At 31.0% G+C, this 24,989-nt stretch carries 20 protein-coding genes and 2 pseudogenes; 6 read left to right on the top strand and 16 right to left on the bottom strand.

What is annotated here, in order from left to right:
- From CEF18_RS24025 to CEF18_RS24010, 4 genes are all read left to right on the top strand, one after another.
- Positions 1-1,092 carry a tyrosine-type recombinase/integrase gene (locus CEF18_RS24025; protein ID WP_110939029.1) on the top strand — a complete coding sequence of 364 codons (1,092 nt, stop codon included), beginning with the start codon at positions 1-3 and terminating at the stop codon, positions 1,090-1,092.
- On the top strand, positions 1,092-2,054 hold the full coding sequence (locus tag CEF18_RS24020) for a tyrosine-type recombinase/integrase (protein WP_110939028.1): 963 nt from the start codon (positions 1,092-1,094) through the stop codon (positions 2,052-2,054). The genes CEF18_RS24025 and CEF18_RS24020 overlap by 1 nt, the downstream gene beginning before the upstream one ends.
- 644 nt (positions 2,055-2,698) lie before the next feature.
- Positions 2,699-3,025, top strand: coding sequence for a site-specific integrase (locus tag CEF18_RS24015; RefSeq protein ID WP_110939027.1), 327 nt, complete (start codon positions 2,699-2,701; stop codon positions 3,023-3,025).
- A 391-nt stretch (positions 3,026-3,416) separates the two neighbouring features.
- A complete protein-coding gene (locus tag CEF18_RS24010; protein WP_110939026.1) occupies positions 3,417-3,980 on the top strand; it encodes a hypothetical protein in 564 nt (187 codons plus the stop codon).
- Between the two features lie 535 nt (positions 3,981-4,515).
- On the opposite strand, the gene CEF18_RS24005 is transcribed toward CEF18_RS24010, so the two are convergent.
- The 14 genes from CEF18_RS24005 to CEF18_RS23940 all read right to left on the bottom strand — a co-directional run bounded on the left by CEF18_RS24005 (position 4,516) and on the right by CEF18_RS23940 (position 19,586).
- Entirely contained in the window at positions 4,516-5,589 is a 1,074-nt protein-coding gene (locus CEF18_RS24005) for a hypothetical protein (RefSeq protein WP_110939025.1), read from the bottom strand.
- 36 nt (positions 5,590-5,625) lie between these two features.
- A complete protein-coding gene (locus tag CEF18_RS24000) occupies positions 5,626-6,600 on the bottom strand; it encodes a biotin synthase BioB (protein WP_110939024.1) in 975 nt (324 codons plus the stop codon).
- Between the two features lie 22 nt (positions 6,601-6,622).
- Entirely contained in the window at positions 6,623-8,107 is a 1,485-nt protein-coding gene (locus tag CEF18_RS23995; protein ID WP_110939023.1) for a class I adenylate-forming enzyme family protein, read from the bottom strand.
- The gene (locus CEF18_RS23990; protein ID WP_110939022.1) at positions 8,104-8,361 is read right to left on the bottom strand and encodes an acyl carrier protein; all 258 of its coding nucleotides are present in this window, start codon (positions 8,359-8,361) and stop codon (positions 8,104-8,106) included. The genes CEF18_RS23995 and CEF18_RS23990 overlap by 4 nt, the downstream gene beginning before the upstream one ends.
- 35 nt (positions 8,362-8,396) lie before the next feature.
- Complete coding sequence (locus CEF18_RS23985) at positions 8,397-9,077, bottom strand: 4'-phosphopantetheinyl transferase family protein (RefSeq protein ID WP_110939021.1); 681 nt, start codon at positions 9,075-9,077, stop codon at positions 8,397-8,399.
- A 184-nt stretch (positions 9,078-9,261) separates the two neighbouring features.
- Entirely contained in the window at positions 9,262-10,308 is a 1,047-nt protein-coding gene (locus tag CEF18_RS23980) for a hypothetical protein (protein ID WP_110939020.1), read from the bottom strand.
- 114 nt (positions 10,309-10,422) lie between these two features.
- A complete protein-coding gene (locus CEF18_RS23975) occupies positions 10,423-12,120 on the bottom strand; it encodes an ABC transporter ATP-binding protein (RefSeq protein ID WP_183041237.1) in 1,698 nt (565 codons plus the stop codon).
- The gene (locus CEF18_RS23970; protein ID WP_110939018.1) at positions 12,107-13,879 is read right to left on the bottom strand and encodes an ABC transporter ATP-binding protein; all 1,773 of its coding nucleotides are present in this window, start codon (positions 13,877-13,879) and stop codon (positions 12,107-12,109) included. Before CEF18_RS23970 ends, CEF18_RS23975 begins: the two co-directional genes overlap by 14 nt.
- Before the next feature lie 206 nt (positions 13,880-14,085).
- Positions 14,086-14,997: a protein kinase domain-containing protein gene (locus CEF18_RS23965; RefSeq protein WP_110939017.1), complete on the bottom strand. Its 912-nt coding sequence runs from the start codon at positions 14,995-14,997 to the stop codon at positions 14,086-14,088.
- Positions 14,998-15,067: 70 nt separating this feature from the next.
- The gene (locus CEF18_RS23960) at positions 15,068-15,814 is read right to left on the bottom strand and encodes an HAD hydrolase-like protein (RefSeq protein WP_190238719.1); all 747 of its coding nucleotides are present in this window, start codon (positions 15,812-15,814) and stop codon (positions 15,068-15,070) included.
- A 100-nt stretch (positions 15,815-15,914) separates the two neighbouring features.
- Positions 15,915-16,574: a hypothetical protein gene (locus CEF18_RS23955; protein ID WP_110939015.1), complete on the bottom strand. Its 660-nt coding sequence runs from the start codon at positions 16,572-16,574 to the stop codon at positions 15,915-15,917.
- A 39-nt stretch (positions 16,575-16,613) separates the two neighbouring features.
- Positions 16,614-18,086, bottom strand: a complete 1,473-nt coding sequence (locus tag CEF18_RS23950) for a class I adenylate-forming enzyme family protein (RefSeq protein WP_110939014.1) — start codon at positions 18,084-18,086, stop codon at positions 16,614-16,616.
- 15 nt (positions 18,087-18,101) lie between these two features.
- Positions 18,102-18,350: an acyl carrier protein gene (locus CEF18_RS23945; RefSeq protein ID WP_110939013.1), complete on the bottom strand. Its 249-nt coding sequence runs from the start codon at positions 18,348-18,350 to the stop codon at positions 18,102-18,104.
- 12 nt (positions 18,351-18,362) lie between these two features.
- Positions 18,363-19,586, bottom strand: a complete 1,224-nt coding sequence (locus tag CEF18_RS23940; protein ID WP_110939012.1) for a phenylacetate--CoA ligase family protein — start codon at positions 19,584-19,586, stop codon at positions 18,363-18,365.
- A gap of 328 nt (positions 19,587-19,914) precedes the next feature.
- Here CEF18_RS23940 and CEF18_RS23935 point away from each other — a divergent pair, with 328 nt between their 5' ends.
- Positions 19,915-20,274 (top strand): hypothetical protein, encoded by a 360-nt coding sequence (locus CEF18_RS23935; protein ID WP_110939011.1) that lies wholly within the window; start codon positions 19,915-19,917, stop codon positions 20,272-20,274.
- 890 nt (positions 20,275-21,164) lie between these two features.
- Here the strand turns inward: CEF18_RS23935 and CEF18_RS23930 are convergent.
- A pseudogene (locus tag CEF18_RS23930) lies at positions 21,165-22,007 on the bottom strand (reverse transcriptase domain-containing protein); the annotation flags it as partial.
- 877 nt (positions 22,008-22,884) lie between these two features.
- A pseudogene (locus CEF18_RS23925) lies at positions 22,885-23,285 on the bottom strand (DNA/RNA non-specific endonuclease); the annotation flags it as partial.
- Positions 23,286-24,240: 955 nt separating this feature from the next.
- Here CEF18_RS23925 and istA point away from each other — a divergent pair.
- On the top strand, positions 24,241-24,989 hold a 749-nt coding region (istA, locus tag CEF18_RS23915), incomplete at its 3' end, for an IS21 family transposase (RefSeq protein WP_110939244.1).

The raw sequence follows: 24,989 nt of genomic DNA, 5'->3' as shown, positions 1-24,989 counted from the left end.
ATGCCTATTAAAATACAATCGGAAGCTAATTATGATGCAGTCTGTCTTGATTTAGGAATTACCATCGATGAATTGGTAGAGTTTAGTAAAAACAAGCATAATTACAGTGTTGGACCAATCAAATGCTTATCTACTTTACAAGTAATTGAAGAATTTACTTTGAATTTAAAAGAAATGTACTCTGCAAATAGAAGAAGTGTTGAAACATTAAAGACATACATGAACTTTATCGAAAGATTGAAAAAATTTATAGAAAAACAATATCCAACGTTGCTTATTTCAGAGATAAATGAAAACCATTTACATGAATTATTAAGTACGAGCGTTCCACGAAAAGGTAACAAACTTTCGACAAGAACATTGAATAAATACTTAGCAATTATTCGAAAAATGTTAGAATTTTCATTTGAGAGAGGGTATGTAGGAAAAGACTTAAGGTATAAATTTCAAATTGGTAAAACTAAAACTCTCCCTAGATATTTGTCTGATTCTCAAATAGAAAAAGTCTTGGATTTAGCGTTACAAAAAACGTACGGTTACAGAAAAAGAGCGATGCTTTATTTCTTATTAGGAACAGGATGTCGAGTTAGTGAGGCAACAAATCTCAAAGTACAGGATTTTAATACAGATACGGGTCTAATATTTATCCGTAATGGTAAAGGAAATAAAGAAAGATATATACCTATTTATGATGAAGTTAAAGATACGATATTACGTTATTTAAAAATGAGTGGTATACCTAAATGGGACTATGATTGTAAAGGATATCTATTTTCAAATGATGAGGGGATGAATAGAGAAAAGAAAATTTTAGATCGGAGTGTTCAGTATTTAGTAAGAGGAATATTTGACGAACTTGATATTGGTAAAGATTTCACCGTACATTCTTTCCGTCATACTTTTGCTGTGGGGTGTTTAAAATCTGGCATGAGATTAGAATACTTAATGCAAATATTAGGGCATGAAAATCCAGAAACAACAAAAATATATACGGAATTAATGCCTCATGATTTAAAAGACGAAGCAATGAAATATTATCCCTTTCCATTTGAAAAATTAGCGAATGATATATTTATTGAGGAAAATGAATAATGAGAAGTTTATTAAACGAAATCGAATTATACCATAATCTAAGTCGTTTAGCTGAATCAACTAAAACTATATATAGGAAAAGGTTAAAAGATTTTGCAATTCAGTTAGCAGAATTGACTCATTCTCCAATAGAAGAATTGCACTTAGAAAAAATGTATGACATAACTGATGTGTCAGGAACTCACTTATTTTATAAAGAAATTGATATAAAAATTATCGATTGCTTTTTTTTCAACAACATTGAGAAAAGTTATAATTGGTTACAAAATTCAAAACATGCGCTACAAAGTTTCTTTTTATATCTATACAGGAACTATGATTTTTTTAATATCATGGATCACATAACTTTTAGTTTAGACAAGTATAAAGATAAACCAATGAAAAAGAAAATGTATTATCTGACTAGACACGATGTGTTAAAACTTATGCACAGTGTACTTGAAAATAGTACTAATTTAGAAAGGGATTCTCTATTATTCATACTTCTCATTTCAACAGGAAGTCGGCAATCAGAAATTTTAAACGTGAAGGTCAATGAAATAGACATAGAAAATGAAACCATTTATAGAAAACAAACAAAAAATAAATCAAGTAACTATATTCCTTTAAGGGATGGTTTAGGAGTATCAATCAAAAAATTCATAGAAATGAATAATTTAAAAGATAATGATTATTTATTTATGAGTAATGGTAGTAAGATTGATGGAAATGAGCTACGAAAACTCTTCAATTATTTTTTAGAAAAGGCCAATCTTCCTGACTCCACCCCTCACCAGTTAAGACATAATTTTGCGACTGTTTTAGCCGAAAATGGTATGGATATTATTACTATTCAACAGTTGTTAAATCATGATAAAAATAGCACTACTCAAAATTATATATCCCCTAACTATATAAGGAACATAAATGTCGAAATAACAGAGAACAAGAAAGTCTATAAGCACATCAGAAAAAATCTCTAAAAACTTCTAAAAAAGGTTAAAATCAAAAGTTAGAAAAACTAATGGCTGATATAAATAAAATTTTAATTCTGAAAGTTAGTCTATATATAATTGTATTTCCTCACCTCCACAACTTTCAAAATTACTATTGTTCAGCCCTTCATGACGTATGGGAAATTCCTCCCCTTTTGTCGTGAATCCTTGTAAAAACGAATAAGTCTAGCAACTTCCCTCCCATCTGATTACGGCCACGTGATTTTACCAGCCTTGCCATGTTTTTTACCAGTGTACTCCACTGAATTTACCACACAATGCCACGCATTTACCAATCATCATAAAACCCTACAGATTACTATTTTAATAAACTGTAGGGCTTATCTTTAACATTCTTAAAGAAAGACGTATTTCCTGCTACTTAAAAGCACCAGATTGTTGAAGGATCCTATCCTACTGCACAGTAATGACAATAGGTAAGGCTTTGAGATTATCTCCACCTTTTCCCCTGTCCCACACCGTGCGTGCCACTTTCATAGTACACGGCGCTCCATCTTGTTTCCTAACTTATTTCTAATAGATTACATGCTTTTCGGTATTGGTTTACCTTTTTCATCTGTTCAGAATCTAATTTTAATTCTTTTAGATACTACATTTCTTTTTAAAAACAATTGGTAAAAATTGATCGGAATGATGATACTCCCCTCCTGGTTACTAGAACTGGGAAGCGGTATTCCTCAAAATACATGTCTAATTATGTAAAGCGTATTATTGCTAATAGTGGTTGTGATTGGCTGAAATTCAAAGAAGGCAATGTCAGCCCACACTGGATGCGTCACCTGTACGCCGAGTATTCGCAAATCCAAGGAGCTTCCACAAGGGATATTATGAAAGCCGTGGGACATAAACAGCAAGCCACAACAGAGATTTATTTGGAAGATCGTTCTAAGAAAAAACAGGAAGCGGCTTTAAAGTGGGATGATGATTATTTTGAGTGATTTTGATTTTAAATAGCAACACAATATCGACTCACTCATTTTCATCGAAGAGCATATTACTTTTTTCAACACGAATAGCCTGGTTCTCTTCTTTCCGGAAAAAAGAGAACCAGGCAACGAATACTTCCCCTTTGGTCTTAAAAGGTTGGGAATCCTCATAAGAAGTATCGCTCACAATACAGTTTTAAGTATTCTTACAGGCAAATAAAACTCATGGTGTTTGTTAGCCTGATTACTCGTGTTGCGTTCACCGTCACTTCGAAGACTTCTGCTGGCCGGCAGATTACAAGTCTAGTAAATAGCTATTATACGATCTGTCACACGCATTATATTTATTACCCTTATGTCCTTGTTGTATACATACATTCATATATTTAATAGAAGGGATTTGATGATTTTGACTATGCAGATTCATCCTCAAGAAACAGTAAGGTCCAAAATTTATAAAAGTGTAACTCCTAGATCCATCATGGATGTCACAGCTGCACTTGATCATTTTCAACATAAAAACGGAGAGGAACTCTATAAAGGGAAAATAGTATTTGCAATTACTGTCATGGGACAATCCTCACAATACAGTAAGGCATATGTAAATAAAAAGGACATCAAACCAATGCTACACTTATTGATTAATCACAAGTTCCCGCAATTCTACAAGGATACTGGTTTTGAGAGTTACGGGGGTTCCATGAAAGACGGCAAACCCCAATCACGAGTGTTCCGTATTAAATATACTGATCGGAAGCAATTCAACTTTATCATTGAAGAAGGAGAAGGCCAGAAAACACAAATTGGAGGATTTAAAATGACAAAGCGGCAATCTATGGTAGAAACTTTTCTATCCTACGAGGAAGCCTTGAAAATGGCTCACGAGCTGTATGATTATATCCATCAAGCTGAACTTGCTGCTATGTTGAGAGGGAAACCATTATATACTGTGATGGCATCCCATTAGTAATTATCCAAAATTTGAGCTATTATAGTTTCACAACCAAAATAGCTTTAATTCATTTAAGTATCTTTTGCACAAATTATGCAAACAAGGCATAAATAACTGTTCAAAGTCCGATAAGGTTTTCTTTGAATAGTTACATCATGCCGCCCATATGTCCTCAGGGTGTAACATCTATCACTTTAGTAGAAAAAGCAGCGGTATATCAACCTTAAACAGCATTTTCCAAGTAACATCTTTCGTGTAATCAAATCGTTCTTGTTATAATTACTCACTTGTTTATCAAATAGAGGATGCTAGGGATTGTACCTGACTTCACCGATCAGCACGAGAACAGCGGTCATCCAGTGTTTTTCTATTTGTATACGCTGTTTTTAATCTTGCGCTTCCACCATTTCATTTAGATGAGCCGCCGTATAATACCCAACTATATGTCCTTAATCAACAGCGATATTCCCAAGTGCGATCATCTGATGGCTCTTTCGTTCCTGAGTTTCCAACATTGTTGGTTGGATTAGACGAAACGTTCTTGAAGCCATTACTTATTTATTTTTCTGGTGTAATTTTGCAACTCATTAATTAAAGTGTTTTCCGATTCTAATACATCCTTGAATAATGAGGTATATCTTAAATCAAATAGCCAATCTTTATTTAGCATGTTTATAATTAAGGTGTTCTTTGCTACTTCGATATTATTAATATTTTTATTTAGCAAATGTATCAATTCATTGTTACATTCTATTTTTTGAGTTTCGATGAAGTATTTAAGAATTTTTCTTCTTTTTAAAATCCAATCTAATCCATTTACAATTTTGTTCTCACTTGCGGTTTTATATTCTGTATTCAAAAATGTATTCCCTTTTTTTGATAAACTAATTAGATATTCGATAGCCTTCTTATTAGGAAATATTATTTGGTCATCTTTTTCTAAAACCTTAGTATCTTTGTACTGATCAATTGATTTATTAATATTATTCATAATATAAATTATACTGTCATGTTTAAGAAAATTATCTAATTCATGTATATTTACATTTATAGTGGAAATATCAATATAATAACTAAATGCATCAATCATCTTTCGCTTCTCTACCATACCAACGTCTGGATTTTTTTTATATGCAGTATGATTATTTAGATTTAAGTCTTCAGTTCGATCTACATAATACAAATATTTTTGGTCGTGCCCAATAAGTAGAATAAAATGTCCAGGTTTAATTAAATCCTTTTTTTGAACTATATAATCTTTATCGTATCTACTAAAAAAAGGAACCCTTTTGGTCACTGTTCTTAATAAAACAAACTTATTTTCATTTAATGTTTTTTCTAATTTGTTTATAGCTGTTTTTGCATCAAATTTAATGTTATATTCATGTCTGAGACTAATAAATTCTGGATATTGAATTTCACTAGGCTTTAACCTTAGGTTTTTACCATTATGATCTATCGATAAATTATAACTTAAATAAGAGACAAATAATTTATAAAGATGTTTCCCAAAATTCGTTTTTTGCTTTGCTACTAGATAAATAGATCGCTCTATACAATCATTAACTAATGGATATACATGATCCTCTGAAATATAATTATAATTAAGTTTTTTTAATGACATGAAAATTCCTCCTTCAACAGTATTTTTAATACCCATCTATCTTTTTATAAATACTGACGGTGAAACTAATAATCTTTCTTTTTTGATTAAACTAGATACATAATGATTTTTTACTACAAACCTTTCCCGACCGTAAATTAAATATTTTTGTTTTGCTATACTAGGTGTAAAATTAATTGTTAATACATTTGCTCCAGCACGTATCCCTTGAGCTTGTCCATCTTTCCTTATTTTTTCCAGTGCGCTAACAGATGGAATTAACCAATTGGGGGATAGTATTCTCATGATCGAAATTGCATTCAAACTTATATCGACTGATCCATGCTTATTGCTTACTAATGGTGTATTAGGCGCAGGTATAAAAGGAGATGCGCTACACATATGAACACCTAAATCTTTAGCTAAAATAATGTCATTTGCAATAGAAGAAATTGATTGACCTGGTAGTCCTACTATCATTCCTGTTCCAGTTTTAAATCCGATGTCAACTAAATTTTTAATGGCTTCTATTCTTGTGCTTAAGTGTTCATGTCTCAATCTAAAATGTAGATCTTCATCGCTTGTTTCATGCTTTAAAATATAACTAGTCGCCCCTTGGTCATAAAGATATTGAAATTCATCCTTTCTTTTTATACCTAAGTTTAGTAAAATTTCAACTTTATCATTGAAAAGTTTTCTTATTTTAGGTATAACTCTTCCTATTAATTTTGTTGTTTGTGGAACTTCCCCTCCTTGAAAAAAAACAATATTTACGTTGTTATCTTTTATTATATTGGCCGTTGAAAGTATTTCTTTTTCTTCTAATGTAAATATTGAATTGTTTTTTATATTGTCTTTTCTCATTGGACAATAGTCGCAATTCACTTTACACAAATTGGTAGTTTCTATAACACCTCTTAAAATAATATAATTGCCGAATTCTTTTTCTTTTATGTCTCTTGCTCTTCTAAACAACATTTTTTGCTCAGAACCTATGCTTTGTAAAAGTTCTATAATCTCATTTTTTTTCATCTTAACCTCTCCTTCTAAGTCTTTAAATTTTGTTTTTTGTTAAATAATTAAATACAATTTCACTAGTTTTTTTCCTATTTATTTTCCCATTTTTAGTTTTTGGAAGACTTTTAAGATGTATGATTTTATCAGGAATATAATTTTTGCCGATTTTTTTCATGAATAATGATCGTATTAAACTCTCCTCTATTTTTGAACTATCTGTAACTATTGCTAAAATTATAAAATCATCTTGAATATCTTTGTTTGTAACCCCAACTATTGCTAATTCAACTATATTATTTAAAGAATTTAAGAGCCCATTTTCTATAGCTTCAGGATAAATTTTTTTCCCATTACGATGAAACGCGTTAGATTCTCTCCCAACAATAAAAAAATTACCTGTGTTGTCTCGGTAACCAATATCACCAGTCAACCATAAACTCCTCCGGTTATCTAAAAATTCATTGCCGTTTATATATCCGGCAAACAAAGAGTCAGTCTTCACAGCTATTTTGCCTATTTTTTCATTTTCTAAATTATTTCCTCTATCATCAACTATTTTAATTTCCCTACTTGCCAAAGGTTTACCGATTAAGCCCTTAGTGGGATAAGAATCAAATTTGGGTAAGCAAAATGAGACTCCTCCTGTTTCTGAACTACCATAGTGACCTGTTAAACCAATCTTAAAAACTTCGGAGAACTCTTTTGCAATTTGATTTGAAGGATACCCTGTTCCAACTATGACGAACTTTAAAGAAGATAAACTTATTCTTTTTTCCATTTTTATGTTAACTAATAGTTTAACTAATGAAGGTATTAAAAATAGAATGGTTATTTTTTCTTTATGAATAATATCTGTAATTAATCGAGGAAAAAAAACTTTTGAGACAATTAGGGCTGCACCACTATATATACTGCTAAATAGGGCTGCACCGCAGGCAAACGCGTGGTATAAGGGAATACTTACTAATAAAGAGTCCTTGTAGCTTAAATTAAATGATTCTGTATGAGATGCTCCTTCATTTATAAGAGATTTAATTGTTTTTTTTACAATTTTTGGCGATCCTGTAGTGCCAGAAGTTATAAATAGCAAAGCACCTTTCATTTTATTTTGATAATTGTATTCGTTATCTAACTTTTGTTTTTTAAGATCTTTAAACAGCATGTCTAGATCAATTAACTGATTAAAATTCACAGATTTAAGAATTTGATGATTCTTTGAAACAAAACAAACGTTATCTGAATTAATTTTCCCTTTTATATTTTCCCAATCAGTTTCACTTATTTCAGGATCTAAAAGTGCAACATCGAACCCATTAATTAATAATGTTATTAATAAGGTAATAGTCCTAACATCATTGCTAAGAGAAATAGCAACCCTCTCATTAGGGATATAGTCGATTTTTTGTGATAAATGTTTTATATTTTCATATAATTCAACCCAAGTAATAGTTTGTTCACTGTCTTTCAAAGCTATATTATTGGGGGATAAGTTACAATGTTTTTTTAGTAATTCCTCCATCATGTATCACTCTTTCTGTTCTTTTTTCTTAATACTTGATGCTTAATTTTATAAATTGATGAGAAGTTTTCTAAAATCAAATCGTGACTATCAAACCTTATATTAAACTCTTTTTCAACCTTTGATATTATGGTAATTATATCAATTGAATTTAACCCTAATAAGGTAAATTCACAGTCTATTGGAAGTTCATTTGGAGAACCTGTAATAGATTGTGCTACAGATTGTAATACTTTTAAAATATATTCATCTTGCATATAAATCCCACCTCATAAAGAGTAATTTGTTATGTTTATTGGTGTTTAATAAAATCTTCAATTTGATTAAATGTTATAAGAGATATTGTATTAGGAAACTTATTTCTAGTTGTACAGACTGACATAATGTATTTTGGAGCAAATCTATACTGCTTTAAATGATGAATATTTCCTTTATCATTTATAATCCATTTACCATTTATTAGTTTAATGACTTTAAATAAGTTGAGACGGTGACTTAAACCAACACCAATTTCCTTGACATAACTTTCTTTTAATGTCCACATACTATAGAAACTCTCTATTTGTTTTCTTTTTTCTTTGCAGTCAAAAATGTAATAATATTCGTCTATATGTAGAAATTTTTTAGCGATTGAACAGTCAACATATGACATTTCTTCAATATCAATGCCAATAGGAATTGAATCTACAGCACATACTATCCATACTCCAGAATGAGAAATATTAAAAAATAAATTTTTATTTTTAAGCTTTGGTTTCCCATATTTATTATGAGCAAGTTGGAAATTCGAATCTAGTGAATATTCTTTAATCAAAATATACTTTAGAAACAACTCAGAAATAAATTCCCCAAAGTTATATGGCTTTATGTTTTCTTTCAACTTATCCTTTCTATCTAAAGATAAAAACTCTTTTATTGCATCAAAATTAATATCCGAGGGTTGTTTACATCTGTAAATTTTTATTTTTATCACATCCCAATATAAATAAGGTTAAGATTGATATAAGACTTAGAACACAAATATTAAGCGTTTACAAAAAACTAAAATTAAATTTGTATATTATAATTTGTATTCTTAGAATATACTTTTTTTTATATTTATGTCAATAAATTCAAAAATTATTTAATTCTATGATAATTAAATAATTGTATAGCATTTAGATATTATTAGAATCAGGTAAATTTTTTAATAATTCAGTGAAACAGCGACTCTCGTTTTTTTGAATATCTAATAAATTATTTGAATAATCTCTAAATAAATGAAAACTTTTTTTGCGATAAGACTTTAATAGAATATTTCTCAGCAAAACCAATTTCCTCTCTATTATTTTTAATTCATATAATATTTCTTTTGATGAACCTAATATGTTTTGATTTTCCAAGTAGAGTACCTTTTCAATTATCACTTTTTTGTGTTCCACAAGCACCTGTAAGGATCTTATTATTCGGAACCAATCATAATACAATTGTTCAGAAAAATTTGCAATAAAATAGGAAACTACATGGTAAACATTACTCCCAAAAACAATTTGTTTCGAGTCATTCCATAAGAGATCCTTGTTGATTGAATTATTAGAATATATATAATCTTCTAAGGAAGTTTTGAATTTATTATATTCAAAAGGATATACACATTCGTTTTCTTTTAATTTAAACATCATTAAACCATCACAACGATTAGAGTTTTTATACCTATTATCATTTGTATTTATAGAAAAAAAAGACTTTTGGATATTAGAATATGAGATAGTATAATTTTTGTAGGGAGTTTTATTAAAAAAACCTGAAAATAGGAAATGTTTTTGTCCATAATTATAACCATAAATCATTATATTATGAGGAAAGTACTGATTTTTATATGCTGTTTTATTATTTGGGTTATAATATTCATTAAAATCACCATATAAGTAATATCCATCATCAATACAATCTTTTAGAAATTCGTTAAAATTTTCGTTAAATGTTTTTTTTATCAACTCTCTTGGTAGATGATATTTTTTAATTAGTGAACAATACTCTAAGGAATCTGGAGGAAAATAATCTACAGTACACCCCTTATATTCTTTACCAAAACTAAATAATTGAGTGTAATTTGAATAATACCATCTCTTATGTTCTTCTTTTGTCAAGATTACTGAAAGTAAATTAGCGTGTGATGGGAAAGATGTAATTGGAGATTTAACTCTTGGTAATATAACATCCATGGCATGGAACTCCTTTCTCATATCTTTGTTAATTTTCAGTCATTCATTAGTATTCTCTTACATAAATAAAGAGTTAAAAGTTTGAAATCGATCAAGTAAAATCTATGGCTTTTTTTATTGAATGTTTTCATAAATAAATTCCCATTGCTCAGAGTTTTTAGGCTTTTCTACTTCAATCGCTTCCCCTTTTTTAATTAAATAAATAACATCAGCATTTTTAATAGTAGACAATCTATGTGCTATAATAATAGTAGTTTTATCTTTTCTAAGTTTATCAATATTAATTTGAATAAGATGCTCATTTTTGACATCGAGCGCAGAAGTTGCTTCATCAAGTATTAAAATTTCAGGATTTCTAAGTAATGCTCTTGCAAGTGCAATTCGTTGTCTTTGTCCACCTGATAGTGTAATACCTCTCTCTCCTATAATAGTGTCGTAACCCTTTTTTAAGCTTTTAATATAATCATAAATACTAACTGTTTTACATATTTTGTCTAAATATTCATCACTTATGTGCTCAACTCCAAACAACAAGTTATTTCTTATTGTATCGGGGAATAAATAAGGATCTTGAAACACAACTGCTATTTTACTCATCCAATTTTTTCTTTTAATATTATTCAATGGGATATTATTTACCAGTATATTTCCTTCTGTAGGTTCATGAAGACGTGCTAATAGTTGAACTATAGTCGACTTTCCGCCACCACTTAAACCAACAAAGGCGATTTTCTTTCCAATAGGTAATTCTATATTTATATCCCTTAAGATTGGAGATGCGTTATCATCATATTTAAAATTAACATGATCAAATTTTATATTAGTAATGCTACTCTGTAGAGATTTATCACCTTCATTCCATTTTTCTCCCTCTAATACTTCTCGTATACGATCAACATTACTCATTCTACTTGAAATAAGCATTATTGAATTAAATATAGTTTGAAAAGAAGTCAATAACCTGGAAGTATACTGGTATACCACTATAAATAATCCAACTGAAAGTTGACCTTGCAAAACAAGAAATCCACCAATTCCTAATATTGATAAATTAGCTCCCCATCTAATTGGCTCGCTACTTAGCATTTGTTTATTAACCAATTGTCCTTCTGCCATTGCTGCGGTGAAATAACGATTATATATTCTATTAAAGTTCTCAAGTTCCCATTGATGTCTATTAAAGGCAATAACTTCTCGTGTAGAAGATATACTTTCTTCCGAGTGTATTAGGAGCTCAGATTTGGTTTTCTCTACATTCTTAGCCATTTTCTTTAACTTCGGTGCAAAGTACCTTCCTATAACTATATTTAAAAGACTAAATAGTAAAATAGATATTAAAAGAATTATATTAGCATATCCTACTATAAATATTAAAAATAAAGAGATCACTATTTCTTTTAATAAATTAGGAATTTCTTCTCCTGTTAACCTGGATATCATCCTAATATCCTGAGTGAAATAATGTACAAAAGTCGCAGATCTTTCTTTCTGTAATTTGTCTTTTGGAATTTTATGCAAATAAAGCATTAAATGTTTGGACAAAGTAAAACGAATGTGAGCAACTACATGATGGCAAGCGAGTGGACCAAATGTAAATAATAATGAATGGATAAGATATAGGAATGCCATGCTTATAACGATTATATGAAAGTTTGTATAATTTTCTTTGAATAAAACCTCATCTATTAGTTGTTTTTGCAAACCTATAGCAAAAAGTAAACTTAGGGATTCTATAATTAATAATACAACACCTAAGAGAAACATATGTCTTATTCCATTTAGTAACGAAGATATCCATTTAAAGTATCTCATGTTCCACCTCATTGTTCATGAGATTATAAAAATATCTTTTTTTTGCAATTAAATCATTATAGGAACCCTTCTCTACAATTATTCCGTTATTAATCACAACAAGTTTTTCGAATTTTTTAATTGTTTCTCTACTGTGAGCTATAGCAATAGTAGTACGTCCTTTTAATAAATTATCAAAGGCGATTTGAACCTCTGATTCTGTGTTATTGTCTAATGCAGAAGTTGCTTCGTCTAACAAAATAACAGGAGGGTCCTTGAGAACCATCCTTGCAATAGCAATCCTCTGTTTTTGCCCACCTGATAATCGTACTCCCCTTTCTCCTAAAGGAGTATCATATTGATGTGGTAATTCCATAATGAATTCATGGGCTAGTGATACTTTTGCAGCTTTATACACCATATCGTCAGAAGCATGAGGATTTCCAAATAAGATGTTTTCTTTCACTGTACTTCCGAATAAGAAGGTTTCTTGAAACACATACCCTAAAGATTCTCTCAACTGAAAAAGTGACACTTTTTTTAGAGGAACAGAATCAATTATTATTTCTCCTTCTTGAGGATCGTAAAATCTACCTATTAATTTTAACATTGTAGTTTTTCCACTACCACTTGCACCAACTAAAGCAATTTTTTCACCAGGTGAAATACGTAAATCAATCTTGTTTAAAACCTTTAAATTATCAGTATAATAAAAACTCACATTTCTAAACTCAATTTCGCCTTTTATTTCAGATAGTTTAATTGGCGAAGTAGGATTTGTTATTTCAGCAGTTGTTTGCATAAAATCGAATATTTTTTTCGCTTGATATAGTAAAACCTTTTGTTCTGTTATAACCGTAATTACATTTGTTATCATTTGCATAGAACTAAAATAGTATAGTAAGAATCCTACAAACTCTCCAATAGTTAGAGTGTTTCCTTGGATTAAGAAAGTACCATAGATGATTAAGACTATTCCACCAGAATAGTAAGAGAATCTTCGAACGGATGCTCTCCAATAAGCATACCAATACATACTTATCATATTCATATTCAAAAGTTTAAGTGTTTTTAAGTAATTAGATAGGTCCCATTCTTCTGCCGAATTAATTCTAAGTTCATTAATACCGGAGATACTTTCATAAACCTTTTTACTTTCCTCTACTCTGTTGTTAGCTAGACTCTTACTTAACATCGCAGTTTTCTTTTCAAAATATGGTCCAATAAAATAATATAATAATAGACTTAAGGAGGAAATAAGTGTTAGTTTTATATTTATAGACATCATCATTATTACTGCTATAATACTAAAAATGATGAGTCTAACCATTCTTGGAAAAAGTATTCTATATAACTCTTGGATTGCTGTCAATTCAGTATTAATAAAAGCTAAAGTCTCACCAATAGGATGGCGTTCATAATAACTAAATCCCAGCAACCTTATTTGTTTTATAATGGATAAATGTAAATCCCTAGAAGCATATTCTTGTAGTGTCCTTTTAAGCCAATTTTGAACTGTGGCTGTTACAAACATTATTATTAATAAGATTAGAAATAATATTAATAAGTAAATAAATAGTAAATAGTCTTTGTTCGGAAAGATATGATCGATGGAGAATTGAATAAGTTTTGGCACTACTAATTGTGTTCCAGTAACAATAATTCCTGTAAGGATTAAAAAACATAATCTCCATTTATATGTCCATATAAATGATAAACACCATAAATAAACAGATAATAGGCCATTATTTTTTTGGCTGATTTTTGCGTTTGTTTTCACAAAATTCCCCCATAATACTTATCGTCTAATTCCATGATCTACCCTCTCATACTTTTGATATAAAAAATCTCCTTTAATTAACATTCTTAAAAACGCTTGTCAATACGAAAAATGTTTTTTCAGGTTAAAAAAACGTTTCCAGACAGGTAATTTTAAGCTCTCGTCATCCTTCTCTAACGCTTTAATATACGTAATAATACAAATGTTTACAAATCATTTAAAATTAATTCAAGTGAAATTAATAATTCTTCAAAGTTTTTAAACCTGTTAGTTCTTTGTAAACTAAGACACTTCATTATTACACTTTCAAAATCTGGAAAGGGTTCTGCATCTATTTGAGAAAAAGTTCTCGTTTTTCCTAAAGTGATGGCAGTTAATTTATCGTTTTTTTCGATTCCCTTTATTTGGTTGCTGGCAGGAGATTCCCCATACGAATTGGCTGTGTATCCCGTGTAGAGAAAAAAAGAAACAGCCCCAAACGAATATATTTCCGACATAAGATCTAGTGGTATGTTTAGTTTTTCTTTAAGCATTCCTTCAGCTGTTTCTGGTGATACAAAGTGTAATAAAGCTCCAATATAACCCGTATCTTTCTGATCCATTTGAACAGAAACTTCCAAATCTATAAGATGAACTCGCTCATTATTATCGATAAGAAAGTGGTTTGGTTGGAGGTCACCGTGAAGATATCCTAATTTATTAAGTTGAATTACTTTTTTCACCATGTGAATTAATGATTCGATAAATTTTTGTTTATTTTCTTGTAATTGAGGATTAGCACGAATGTATTTAGTATGTTCCCAAACAGTTATTCCATCTATCCATTTTCTAAGTATCCAAACCGTTGTGTCCAATGTACCACTTGATATATAAGTATCATTACTAAATTTAGCAAGTTCAATTAAAATTTTCGCTTCATTTTTTAGAGATTTTACACGTTGCCTTTGTGTAGCATTATTAGTATTAATATCAATAAATTTTATTAGCATTTCCTGACTATTCCCTTTTACTCTAAAAGAAAATCCTTCTCTTGATTGAAGTTGTTCAATAATACTCAGTTCCATTCCTACTAACCCACTTACCTTCTTAATAAAATCCTTTTGTGAAAAATTATTCATAAAATAAACTCCTATCGTTAATTAGATTTTATACTTTTATTGCCATCATTTAATCGTTTATATAAGTTATTTAGGTATTAGAATTTTTTATAAGAACATTATTAATTTCTTTTACAAGGGTTGTAATATTGTGTGCTGCTAAATCAATAAATGATTGTGGAAGATGTTTTTCACGTTTATGCATTTCCCAATAATAAGGAGCTTCTACAATTTGATTCGATACGAGCATGGTTCTCATACCTTTATGATGTGCAATTTCAAGATTCAAATAGGAATCATCTACAATTAAGATTGATTCGCTAGGGAGATTTAATCGTTCAACTAGACCATCAAATACCTCTATATTAGGTTTCCTAATAAAATTCCAATCATCAACAGAGTAAATATTGTCAAATACATTTGTAAGGTTGAATTTTGTTACCATCTTTTCAGCATGGCTATAATTAGAGTTTGTTAATAACTTCAAAGATTTTTTCGTTGACAATAATTGTAATTCTTCCAAAAGTCCTGGATACATCAAAGCAGAGGAAGTATCAATATCATTAAATACACTCTCTAAAAATATTTTTGGATCAATCTCATGATATTTCTGGAGACCTAATACACTTGATCGGAACTCCTTTCGATATAAAGCCAGAGTTTTTCTAGCACTCTCTTCATCAATATTTAGAGTTTTTGCTGCATGTTTAACCATATTAGGTTTAATTTGATTTTCAAATTGTTTTGCAGGATATATAGTTCCATCAAGATCAAATACTATAGCTTTGATATTTTTAATTTCAAAGGGTATAGTATTGTGAATATCTAAACTTTTCATTTCATCACCTTCAATAGTTAAATTTAAAAAAACTATAATTAGTTTTTCTAGAAGTTTTTTATACATCTAGTTATTATTTGATAAAGTTGAATTGTTAAGGTTAGATGAATTTTTTCGCCCACTCTAGAGCAACGTCATAGTAATTATGTTCATTCATACTTTGAAAGTCATCTATCGAGCAATTTCCAGGTAATAAGTGAGTATGAATATCCCGCACATCATCAAAGGAATTAATTAATGTAGGTAATAGTTGTGGAGCTTTCTTAAAAAAATATGGATCACTTGTTTTAATTGCTGATCTTATAGAAAAAAAATTAGAAGGTGGTTCTGTAATAGGAATATTATCTCTACTTGTATCTTTTTCCCCAACCCAAAATTTACCAAACATTACACCGACATCTGTGTACAGTGTTTTCAAGGTCCAGTGTGGCCAACTAAATAGTTCTTTACCATCAATACATTGAAGTTCTTCTGGCAACTTAAAAATAACATTTTCACAGACCAGCAGACTATCTCCTTTATTAGGAATACTTCTTCTCATTTTTCTTAATTTCTCTGTATGAATCACACCATAATAAAACATTTGTGATTGCAATTCTTTAATATCACTTCCAGAAAGGGAATATTGCGTAGCATATAACAAATTTTTATTTTCTGAAGGGCCTAAAAACGGACAGAAACTCTTAGAAATCGATCTTAAATAGTTAGTAAATATTGTTTCTTCTGAGAATTTTAATTCGTAATGTTTGCCTTCTATCATAATAAAAAACCAACTCCTTTTTATATTTTGGTTAAATTATTACAATAGATCTAAAATTACTTCACTGTGTAATAATTCTGGTTTAAATGTTCTAATGACCTTGCCTGTGTTGTTAAGAGGAATATTCTTTACTTTGTACCAACGCTTAGGAATTTTATATCTTGATAGAAATTTTGTACTTTGGTTATAAATATTTTTGATATTAAATTCATTATTGATTGTAAGATAAACGACAGGTGATTCTCCAAGAATATAGTGTTTTTCTCCTATAACCATACTTTGAATCACTCCTATTTGATTGAAAAAAAATTCTTCTATTTCTTCAGGATAAATATTAATTCCACCGGATATAATTATATTTTTCTTTCTACCTATCAAATGTAAATCTCCATCTGAATCTAAATAACCTATATCACCTGTCCTTAACCAATTTTTATTAAATGTGCTTTGAGTTAATTTCTTGTTTTTGTAATAACCAATCATAATATTCACCCCACGAACAGATATTTCACCCTCTCTTTTGGATTCTTGCTTATTTATTTTAATTTCAACTCCATCAACAGGTTTTCCACAACATAGTTTTTGATATCCTCTTCTCATCATGGTTACACGAGGAGAAGCTTCAGTTAATCCATAAGTTTGTATAACATCAGTTTTGGGGAATATTTCTTTGAGTTGTTTGTTTAATCTTTGAGTTACTGGAGCACCACTAATAGTAATAAAAGATAATTTAAAATCTATTTTATAATTATATGATTCTATCGCTTCGATTAAATTCATTAAAAAAGAAGGTACTGCAGCTAAACAATTAATTTTATATTTTTCTATGTAATTTAATATTGCTCTTGGGAACAAAGGTAATGGAACTATATGGAATTTAACATTAGAATAAATGCAACTGAGTATTTGAGTTGTAATAGTAGAGCTAAAACTTAGAGGCATTGTAATAATAAAAATATCATTAGAATTGTGCTGGATTTCTCTCCCATGAGCAATTGCATTAGAATAAATGTTATAATGAGAAAGCATTACAAATTTTGGATCGCCTGTGCTACCTGATGTAGGCAAGATTAAAGCAGGAGAATTTTTATTTATTAACGGACTTTTAAAGTCTAAAGTGTTATTTCTATATCTTGACACTACAAATGATACATCTGTAGTGTTTACATGTGTTGAACTAAATTTCTTATCCGTAAACAAAATCTTTATATCGCAAAAATGAATTATTCTCTCTACTTCTGTTTGTGTTGAATAATAAGGAATAGGTACAACTGTATGACCTGCCATTAAAATGCCAAAAAATGAAATTAAAAAGCTCGGGTCATTATTAAAATGTATTCCAATATTGCGACGTTCTACTACAATAATTTCATCTAAATATTTTTTGATTTTTAAGCAATGATTATATAATTCTATATATGACCAACTATCATTTTTATATTGAACACATATTTCATTAGGTGTTTTTAATGCAGAATTTTGTAACAAACTATGCACAAGAAAATCACACATTGAACCACATCCTTCTTAAGATTGTAATTGAGTTATAAGGCTATGTATCTTATCGAATGTATTAAATGTATCCACCACCAGTATTTCATCTGGAATGGTAATTTTAAAACTTTCTTCTAAACCTACAATTAGATTTATAAAATGCAAAGAATCTATTTCTAAATCTTCAATGAGATTATTACTATTTATAATAAAATCTTCATAAATGTGTTGTTTATCAGTTGAAGATACAATAATCTTTATGATTTCTTTTTTCTTATTCAATCCTAACTCCTCCTAACATTTCGATATGAATTCGCTTACTTTTTTAGAAACGGGGTTTTTTTCTAATTTACTCACCCACTCAATTTTTATTTTTACATTATACGGTAAGCTACTCTTTACAATTTCTTCAACTTTACGTTCGATAACGTTTACATTATTCAGTGGCCATTTATTTGGAACTAGATTGACTTTAAAAGTATAATAATCTTCCTGAATAATCTGGGATTGATTAATCCAATTTAACTCATCATCATACATATATCTAAATAACCTTCTTATGACGGAAGAGTTTATGTTGCCATGAGGGGTTTTAATGTAATTGTTTGTTCTTCCATAACTTAATTCCAAGATTGCCCTTGTATCCCCACATTCACAATTATTAGTTGATATTTTTCCAATGTCTCCAGTTTTATATCTAATAAGCGGCATTGTTTCACTTATCAAACTCGTAATAACTATTTCTCCTGTTTCCCCATCCCCGACTGGATTGTTTGTATTCGAAGAGATAATTTCTACAAAAGCGTTACCTTCGCAGATATGCATATTACCAAGTCGACATGAATAAGCAATTGGATAATGCTCAGCCATTCCATACATATTAGATACTTTTGTGTCGAATGTGTTTTCTATAAAATTTCTTTGTTTTTCACTTAAATGCTCTGAACGATTCTCTATCAACTTAATTTCAGGTAGTTTTACATTGTTATCTTTTATATATTTTGCTATCTCATATAATGTTGATGAGTAGCCTTGTAAAATAGTTGGTTTAAATTCACTAAGGGCACTTATAAATAAATTTAACCTTTCAGGTGTATGATCATATAAAGAAAGAATCATGGAAGACTTTTGTCGTTTTGAATATTTATATGTAATAGGTCTTACAGTCTTAAAAAAATGAGCTATGGTATATGGTAGGTTAGCGTTAATCCATTTTTTTCGCTCCATTGCTAGACTCATTCCTAAATCTATAGTCTCTCTTCTTGAGCGTATGTACTTAATTGGGACTCCCGTCGAACCAGAGGTGTATGTTATATCTAAATCTTTCTCTATTCTACCTTTTGCTAGAAATAGCTTATAATCCTTTCTAATATCTTCCTTATCTAGCAAAGGGATATTACAAAATAATTTCATGCTATCTATTTTTGGTAAATGAAGGAGATTTTTAGAGTAATGTATAGTATTTTTTCGAGCTAAAGAAACACTAGTAAATAATTTATCAAAATTTCTCTCTAGCATATATTAATCACTCCCAGCACTTTTAATAAAACGCTTTCAATTACATAGTTTACAAGTTGTGGAATTTATCTTATCACATTACCATAAAATAATCAATTAAAGGATAATAATAACAATTATTCTAATTTTTAATATTTTATTTGACAAATATAGGATTTAATTTTAATATATTTATACCGACATCATTTCCATGGATTAGTGATGTTAGGGTTAAACTTTTATTATTTACCGGTAAAAATGTAAATTGTGATTTTTCATCTATGCTAAAACATCGCTTTAGTCTCTAATTAAATAGATTCATAACACTATTAAACTAGGAGGGTATTACATGAATGCAGTATTAGAAAAATCCGCAAAAGATGAAATTAATAAGTTTTTTACCCTTAGCATTGAAAATGTTCCAAATTTAAGTATGATGTCTGAGTTTATTGATTCCGTATGGCATGATATGCTCAAAGATGAAAGCGAATACAAAGAGTACTGTGAAAGTAATTTCGGCAAAGTTATCGGTCATACTACCACTCAAGGTGAAGGGGAAATTAGTTGGATAAAGGATTACGAAGCAAAATATGGATTGTTATCGCCATTATGGTTCACTAATAAAAATGGTTTCTTTGATCAAAAGGCATATCAATCATATTTAGACACAGGTATTGTAAAAGCTTCATGGGATTGCACACCTAGCTAATTAATTTGTGATAAATAAGCCTTTAAAATGAAAAATATACGATGAATTTCTAAGAATTGAAAATAGCCATTGTTGAGGAAGTTTAGATCCTTTCGATGGCTATTTTAATTTATCTAAGAATAATTTTTTAACAATATTGTTTTTAACTCTCAAATCTTACAGGCCCACCCTTTCTTCTGTGCTTTATTGATTGCTTGTTTTCTAGCTCCTTTTACCGTTATAATCCCCATCCGAAAACACCCCTTCTACTATTATGACCACGATTCCGTTCTCTCAGTATGAATACCTATTAATCATGATATAGACATCCTTCACACTACTGCTTAGATATCACATAAGGCTTTGTTTTATGCATAAGTTCCTCCCAATTTGATGGTTGACTTGTTTATAAAACTGAATAATATAACCCCTTTGCTCCATCTCCGTTAGGAGGTTTCATTGCTACTACGAGTTATTCCGCCCCTATACATGGCATTGGTACTCTGATTCTTGTGGGGCTTCCACTTGAAATCTCTCCCTTAGCATCCATGTCGTAGGTTCCCACGTTCCACACAAAAGCCTATATTAAGTTCACGCCGCCTTTATACCGGTCACCGAACGGACAGTAAACAGGTTTCCTCCGAACTTATCCTGAGTTAACGACTCCCCCTCAGTTTTGATGACGTTTCTACGCTTTCGATACTTCTTCAGCGGTTCAATGGTTTTCGTCTCCTTAATACCTACCTGACAATGTCTTGCACTGCCTTTTCCCTAACGCTCAATACCATAGCTTTTGACTACAGCACCTTAAGGTGGTTTGCAATCCCTACCTGTATAGCGATTGCGAGAGGCCTTCTCTCATCTTAAGTGCAGCATAGCAAACGAAGCTTCGTTTGCTTTCGTGGCACACAATCATCTGCATACCTTACTATATACCCTTCTTTCATTTTAGAAGTGTCTCTTAATGCATTACACTTGCTATAATTATAGGCATACGTGCGTTTTGTTAGGAAGTTTTCCCATTGCCCTGCCACCCATTGGTCTAAGTCGTTCAACACTATGTTTGATAATAAGGGTGAAAGGATTCCACCTTGCGGTGTTCCCTTATAAGGTATTCCTTCTCCTTTTATTGGCGTTTTAAGTATTTTATATATTATTTTTAAGAGCACTTTATCTCTAATTCCAATATTCCATAGTTGTTTAAGTAATAGCGAGTGATTAACATTATCGAAAAATCCTTTTATATCAATATCCACAGAGTAATGAAGTTTATTTCTATTAATTAGCGACATAGTTCTGGATATCGCATGATGTGTGCTCCTTAATGGTCTAAACCCATAGCTATGTTTGTAAAACTTCGCCTCACAAATAGGCTCAATGACTTGTTTTACCATTTGTTGAATCAACCTGTCCAGCATAGATGGGATTCCAAGAGGTCTCTTGTCACCGTTGGGTTTAGGAATATAAACCCTTCTAACTGCTTTTGGTCTATAATTTTTTAATTGATTCTTTATGTGTTTTACAAAGTCTTCTTTACGCATAACTTTGTAGTTATCAATGATAAAGTTGTCAGTACCAGCTGTTGTCGAACCCTTATTACTCTTAATAGTTCTATATGCTAGAAGGATATTGCTTTCGGATGTGATTATGTCATATAATTTACTAAAACTTTGACCATGCCTGCTATCTTCATATAACTTATCGAATGTTTCCTGCATGTTATAGTATTCCCAATATCGCAAATTAGCGTTCAATCGTGGACACCCCCTAGAAGTGTTAAACCCACGTTCCTACCCGACCCTTTGAACTTCATCTATTTAGATTTTAGTTTTTGATTACAAGACTTGGGGCTATCCCTCCACGTTCATTACACGCTTCAAAGGTACTGTACCCCTACTTTCACAAGGATAAAGCAATTTCAGTTTGGAAGAACCTTATATGCAACTGTCCATAAGTAGATGTTTAAATAACAGTTCCCTGCTTACCACGTTCCAATATATCTAGCTATCCATAATAATTTTAGGTGTTTGCTTTAAGCCTATGAGATTATAGAATCATTGTCTTCTATCCCGAATTTCATACAACGAATATTTTACTTTTCGGTACCTCATGATACATTTGTATCCTCTGTCTTTCGAAAGAGTGCAGTTCTAGACCCGTACATTCGCAAATTCGTCAGTCACAATGGACATTCTCACCATGATTATTTTTTCAGCCACCCGACCTATCCATTACCTTATGAAAGAATCTCACTTAGGTATTGTTCAGCCGACTTCACCTAGTTTCATACAATTAATGGCTACTATCATATTTTGCATGTAGGAGTATTAGTGGAAGTGTTTCAGCTCAACTTGACGGCTTTCATTCCATTTCTCGATATATTAGTTGTAATCACTAAACGAAATTAGTAATCCTCCCATTTCATGAATTAATCACTTATAAGGAAAACGTGTCCCACTCCTTGTACTACGCAACAACTAGATCTGTTGTTTCTTCATTTTTCTTGTTAAACATAAGCTCACCGTTAGTGAAAAGATGATATGACTATTAACTTCAGTTGTTCCTGTACAGACACCTATTCGCAAATTGTTATTCTTTTGTTCATTTATTTTGCCTCAAAGTTCTAGGGGCTTACTCACCTACCCTACCGTCCTTATGGCATCGTGCATATAGGGGTATAACCAATGATCACTCGTTATTGGCATACTGAAACCTGCTGCTTTTGCTTCTTTAATCGTAACATGTCCATTACCGTTTGTATCAACACTAGAAATATCACCGTCTGTGTTTGAACTAGTTGAATCGGAAGGCTCACTGCCTGTTAAACCGAGCGACGCGTTTACTTCATCAGGGTTCATATTGTCAAATGTATCAACGATCTTGTTGCCCATTAAAGTATAGGTATACTGATAACTTGAAGGAATTTGCGTTTCCGTATTCGGATATGTGATAATTGCTTCAAAAACAGTGGCTCCACCTCCGCTACTGATCGCGTCTTCCATATAAGCTTGATCACCATGTCGGTTGAGCGTGGGGACGGGACCCCACCAGCGAATGCATAGAATCGTTTTGTTCGTATTATAATTTATTGCAGGTGAGCCACTATAGGCTAAATGCCTGTAACCACCTGCAGAATGTTGTTTCACAGCATGTTCCACAGAAACTGGTTAGTGTGCAGTGCGCTGTCACTGCTTGAATTATGTCGAAAAACATTTGTGTAATCAATCGTAATATGCAAATAAATTCATTTAATAGGAAATACTGAATTGGATACCCTATTTGGCAAAAAGTTAAGGAAAGGTAATAGGGTGCTAATGAAAATATTAAGCTTAAATATCAATAATTTTGTAGGCTTGAAGTGTAAAGAACAAGAAGGTAATGTCACAATGACTCGGAGTTTGTCGAATGTTGTTAACTTAAGCAATAAATCAGTTGGTTTGGTTTGTTTCTATTTCCTTTTTTTATAGTTTTGAAGGATTTTGGATTATTTTGTAGAAAGAGGAATGAGGTAGATATTTTTCGTTTCTTTATTAAAAAGTCACTTATAATTAAACTTCGTTTCATTTCATCCTTACTTCCTCTTGAACAGATAATTATAAGTGCCAGGCATTTAACTTATTGCCATAATGGTTATCATTTAGGAAAATCTAAGACGGACATCATTAAGATATTAGTGCTCGTTTTTAATCAGATAAAGAAATCGAAATATTTGATAACAAGATCGAGAAGTATGGATATAAGCAAACAAAGAGATCAGATGGGGAGGTGGGTAGCATGGATGTAGACCAATATCGAAATATTTGGAGCGCTTCATCCGGCATACCATTACTTAATTGTTTATGGCAAACTAAATATGTAGGGGACGGCAGTTAATTTATGAGGGCCCCGCGGGGCCCTCATAAATTAAAAAACGCCACTTGCTAACTTCTCAAAATAACTTTAAACTCCTCGTTGGACCAACAACGTTTGACAGGAGGATATTAGGAGATGTTAGAAGTGACTCAGATAGATTATATCAGACGCGAAGTGAATCAGAAAGGCAATAATTATTCCAGTGTAGCTACCAGGGTCGAAGTGGACCCACGTACAGTAAGGAAATATGCCAATCAAGAAGAGTTTCAAGTGAAGTTGCCACAAAAGAGGAAAGCAAGAGTGATGGATCCAGTGAAACCTATCATAGATAAATGGATTGGTGAAGATCTGAAGAAGAAAAGGAAGAATCATAGAACAGCTAAAAGAATGTATGAGCAGTTGGGGGAATTTCATAGTTTCAGAGGCTCCGAGAGATCTGTCCGTGACTATGTTTCGAAACGGAAAAAGGAGTTAAAAGATTATCAAGAAGGTGTAGCTCTACCACTAGAGTCTTTCCCAGGAACAGCTCAAGTGGACTTTGGTACAGCATCATTTAAGTACCAATCAAAAATCATTGATTTGCCATATTTGGTTGTGTCCTTCCCTTTTAGTAACACCTTTTATTTTCAAGTATTTCCTTCGGAAAATACAGAATGTTTACTTGAAGGATTACAACGTATATTTCGTCATATCGGTGGCGTTCCAACAACTATTCGATTCGATAACTTGTCACCTGCGGTCTCAAAAATCATGGGAAAAGGAGCACGGAAACTGACCGATACCTTCGAAAGGTTTGTCTTACACTACGGTTTCCGATATGAGTTTTGTAATCCAGGAAAGGGAAATGAAAAAGGGCACGTAGAAGCGATGGTTAAATACGTGCG

The sequence above is a fragment of the Salipaludibacillus neizhouensis genome, assembly GCF_002886185.1.
GTDB classification, from domain to species: Bacteria; Bacillota; Bacilli; order Bacillales; family Salisediminibacteriaceae; genus Salipaludibacillus; species Salipaludibacillus neizhouensis.
The sequence above is the reverse complement of the archived record's forward strand: the minus strand, read 5'-3'. Positions and strand labels throughout refer to the sequence as shown.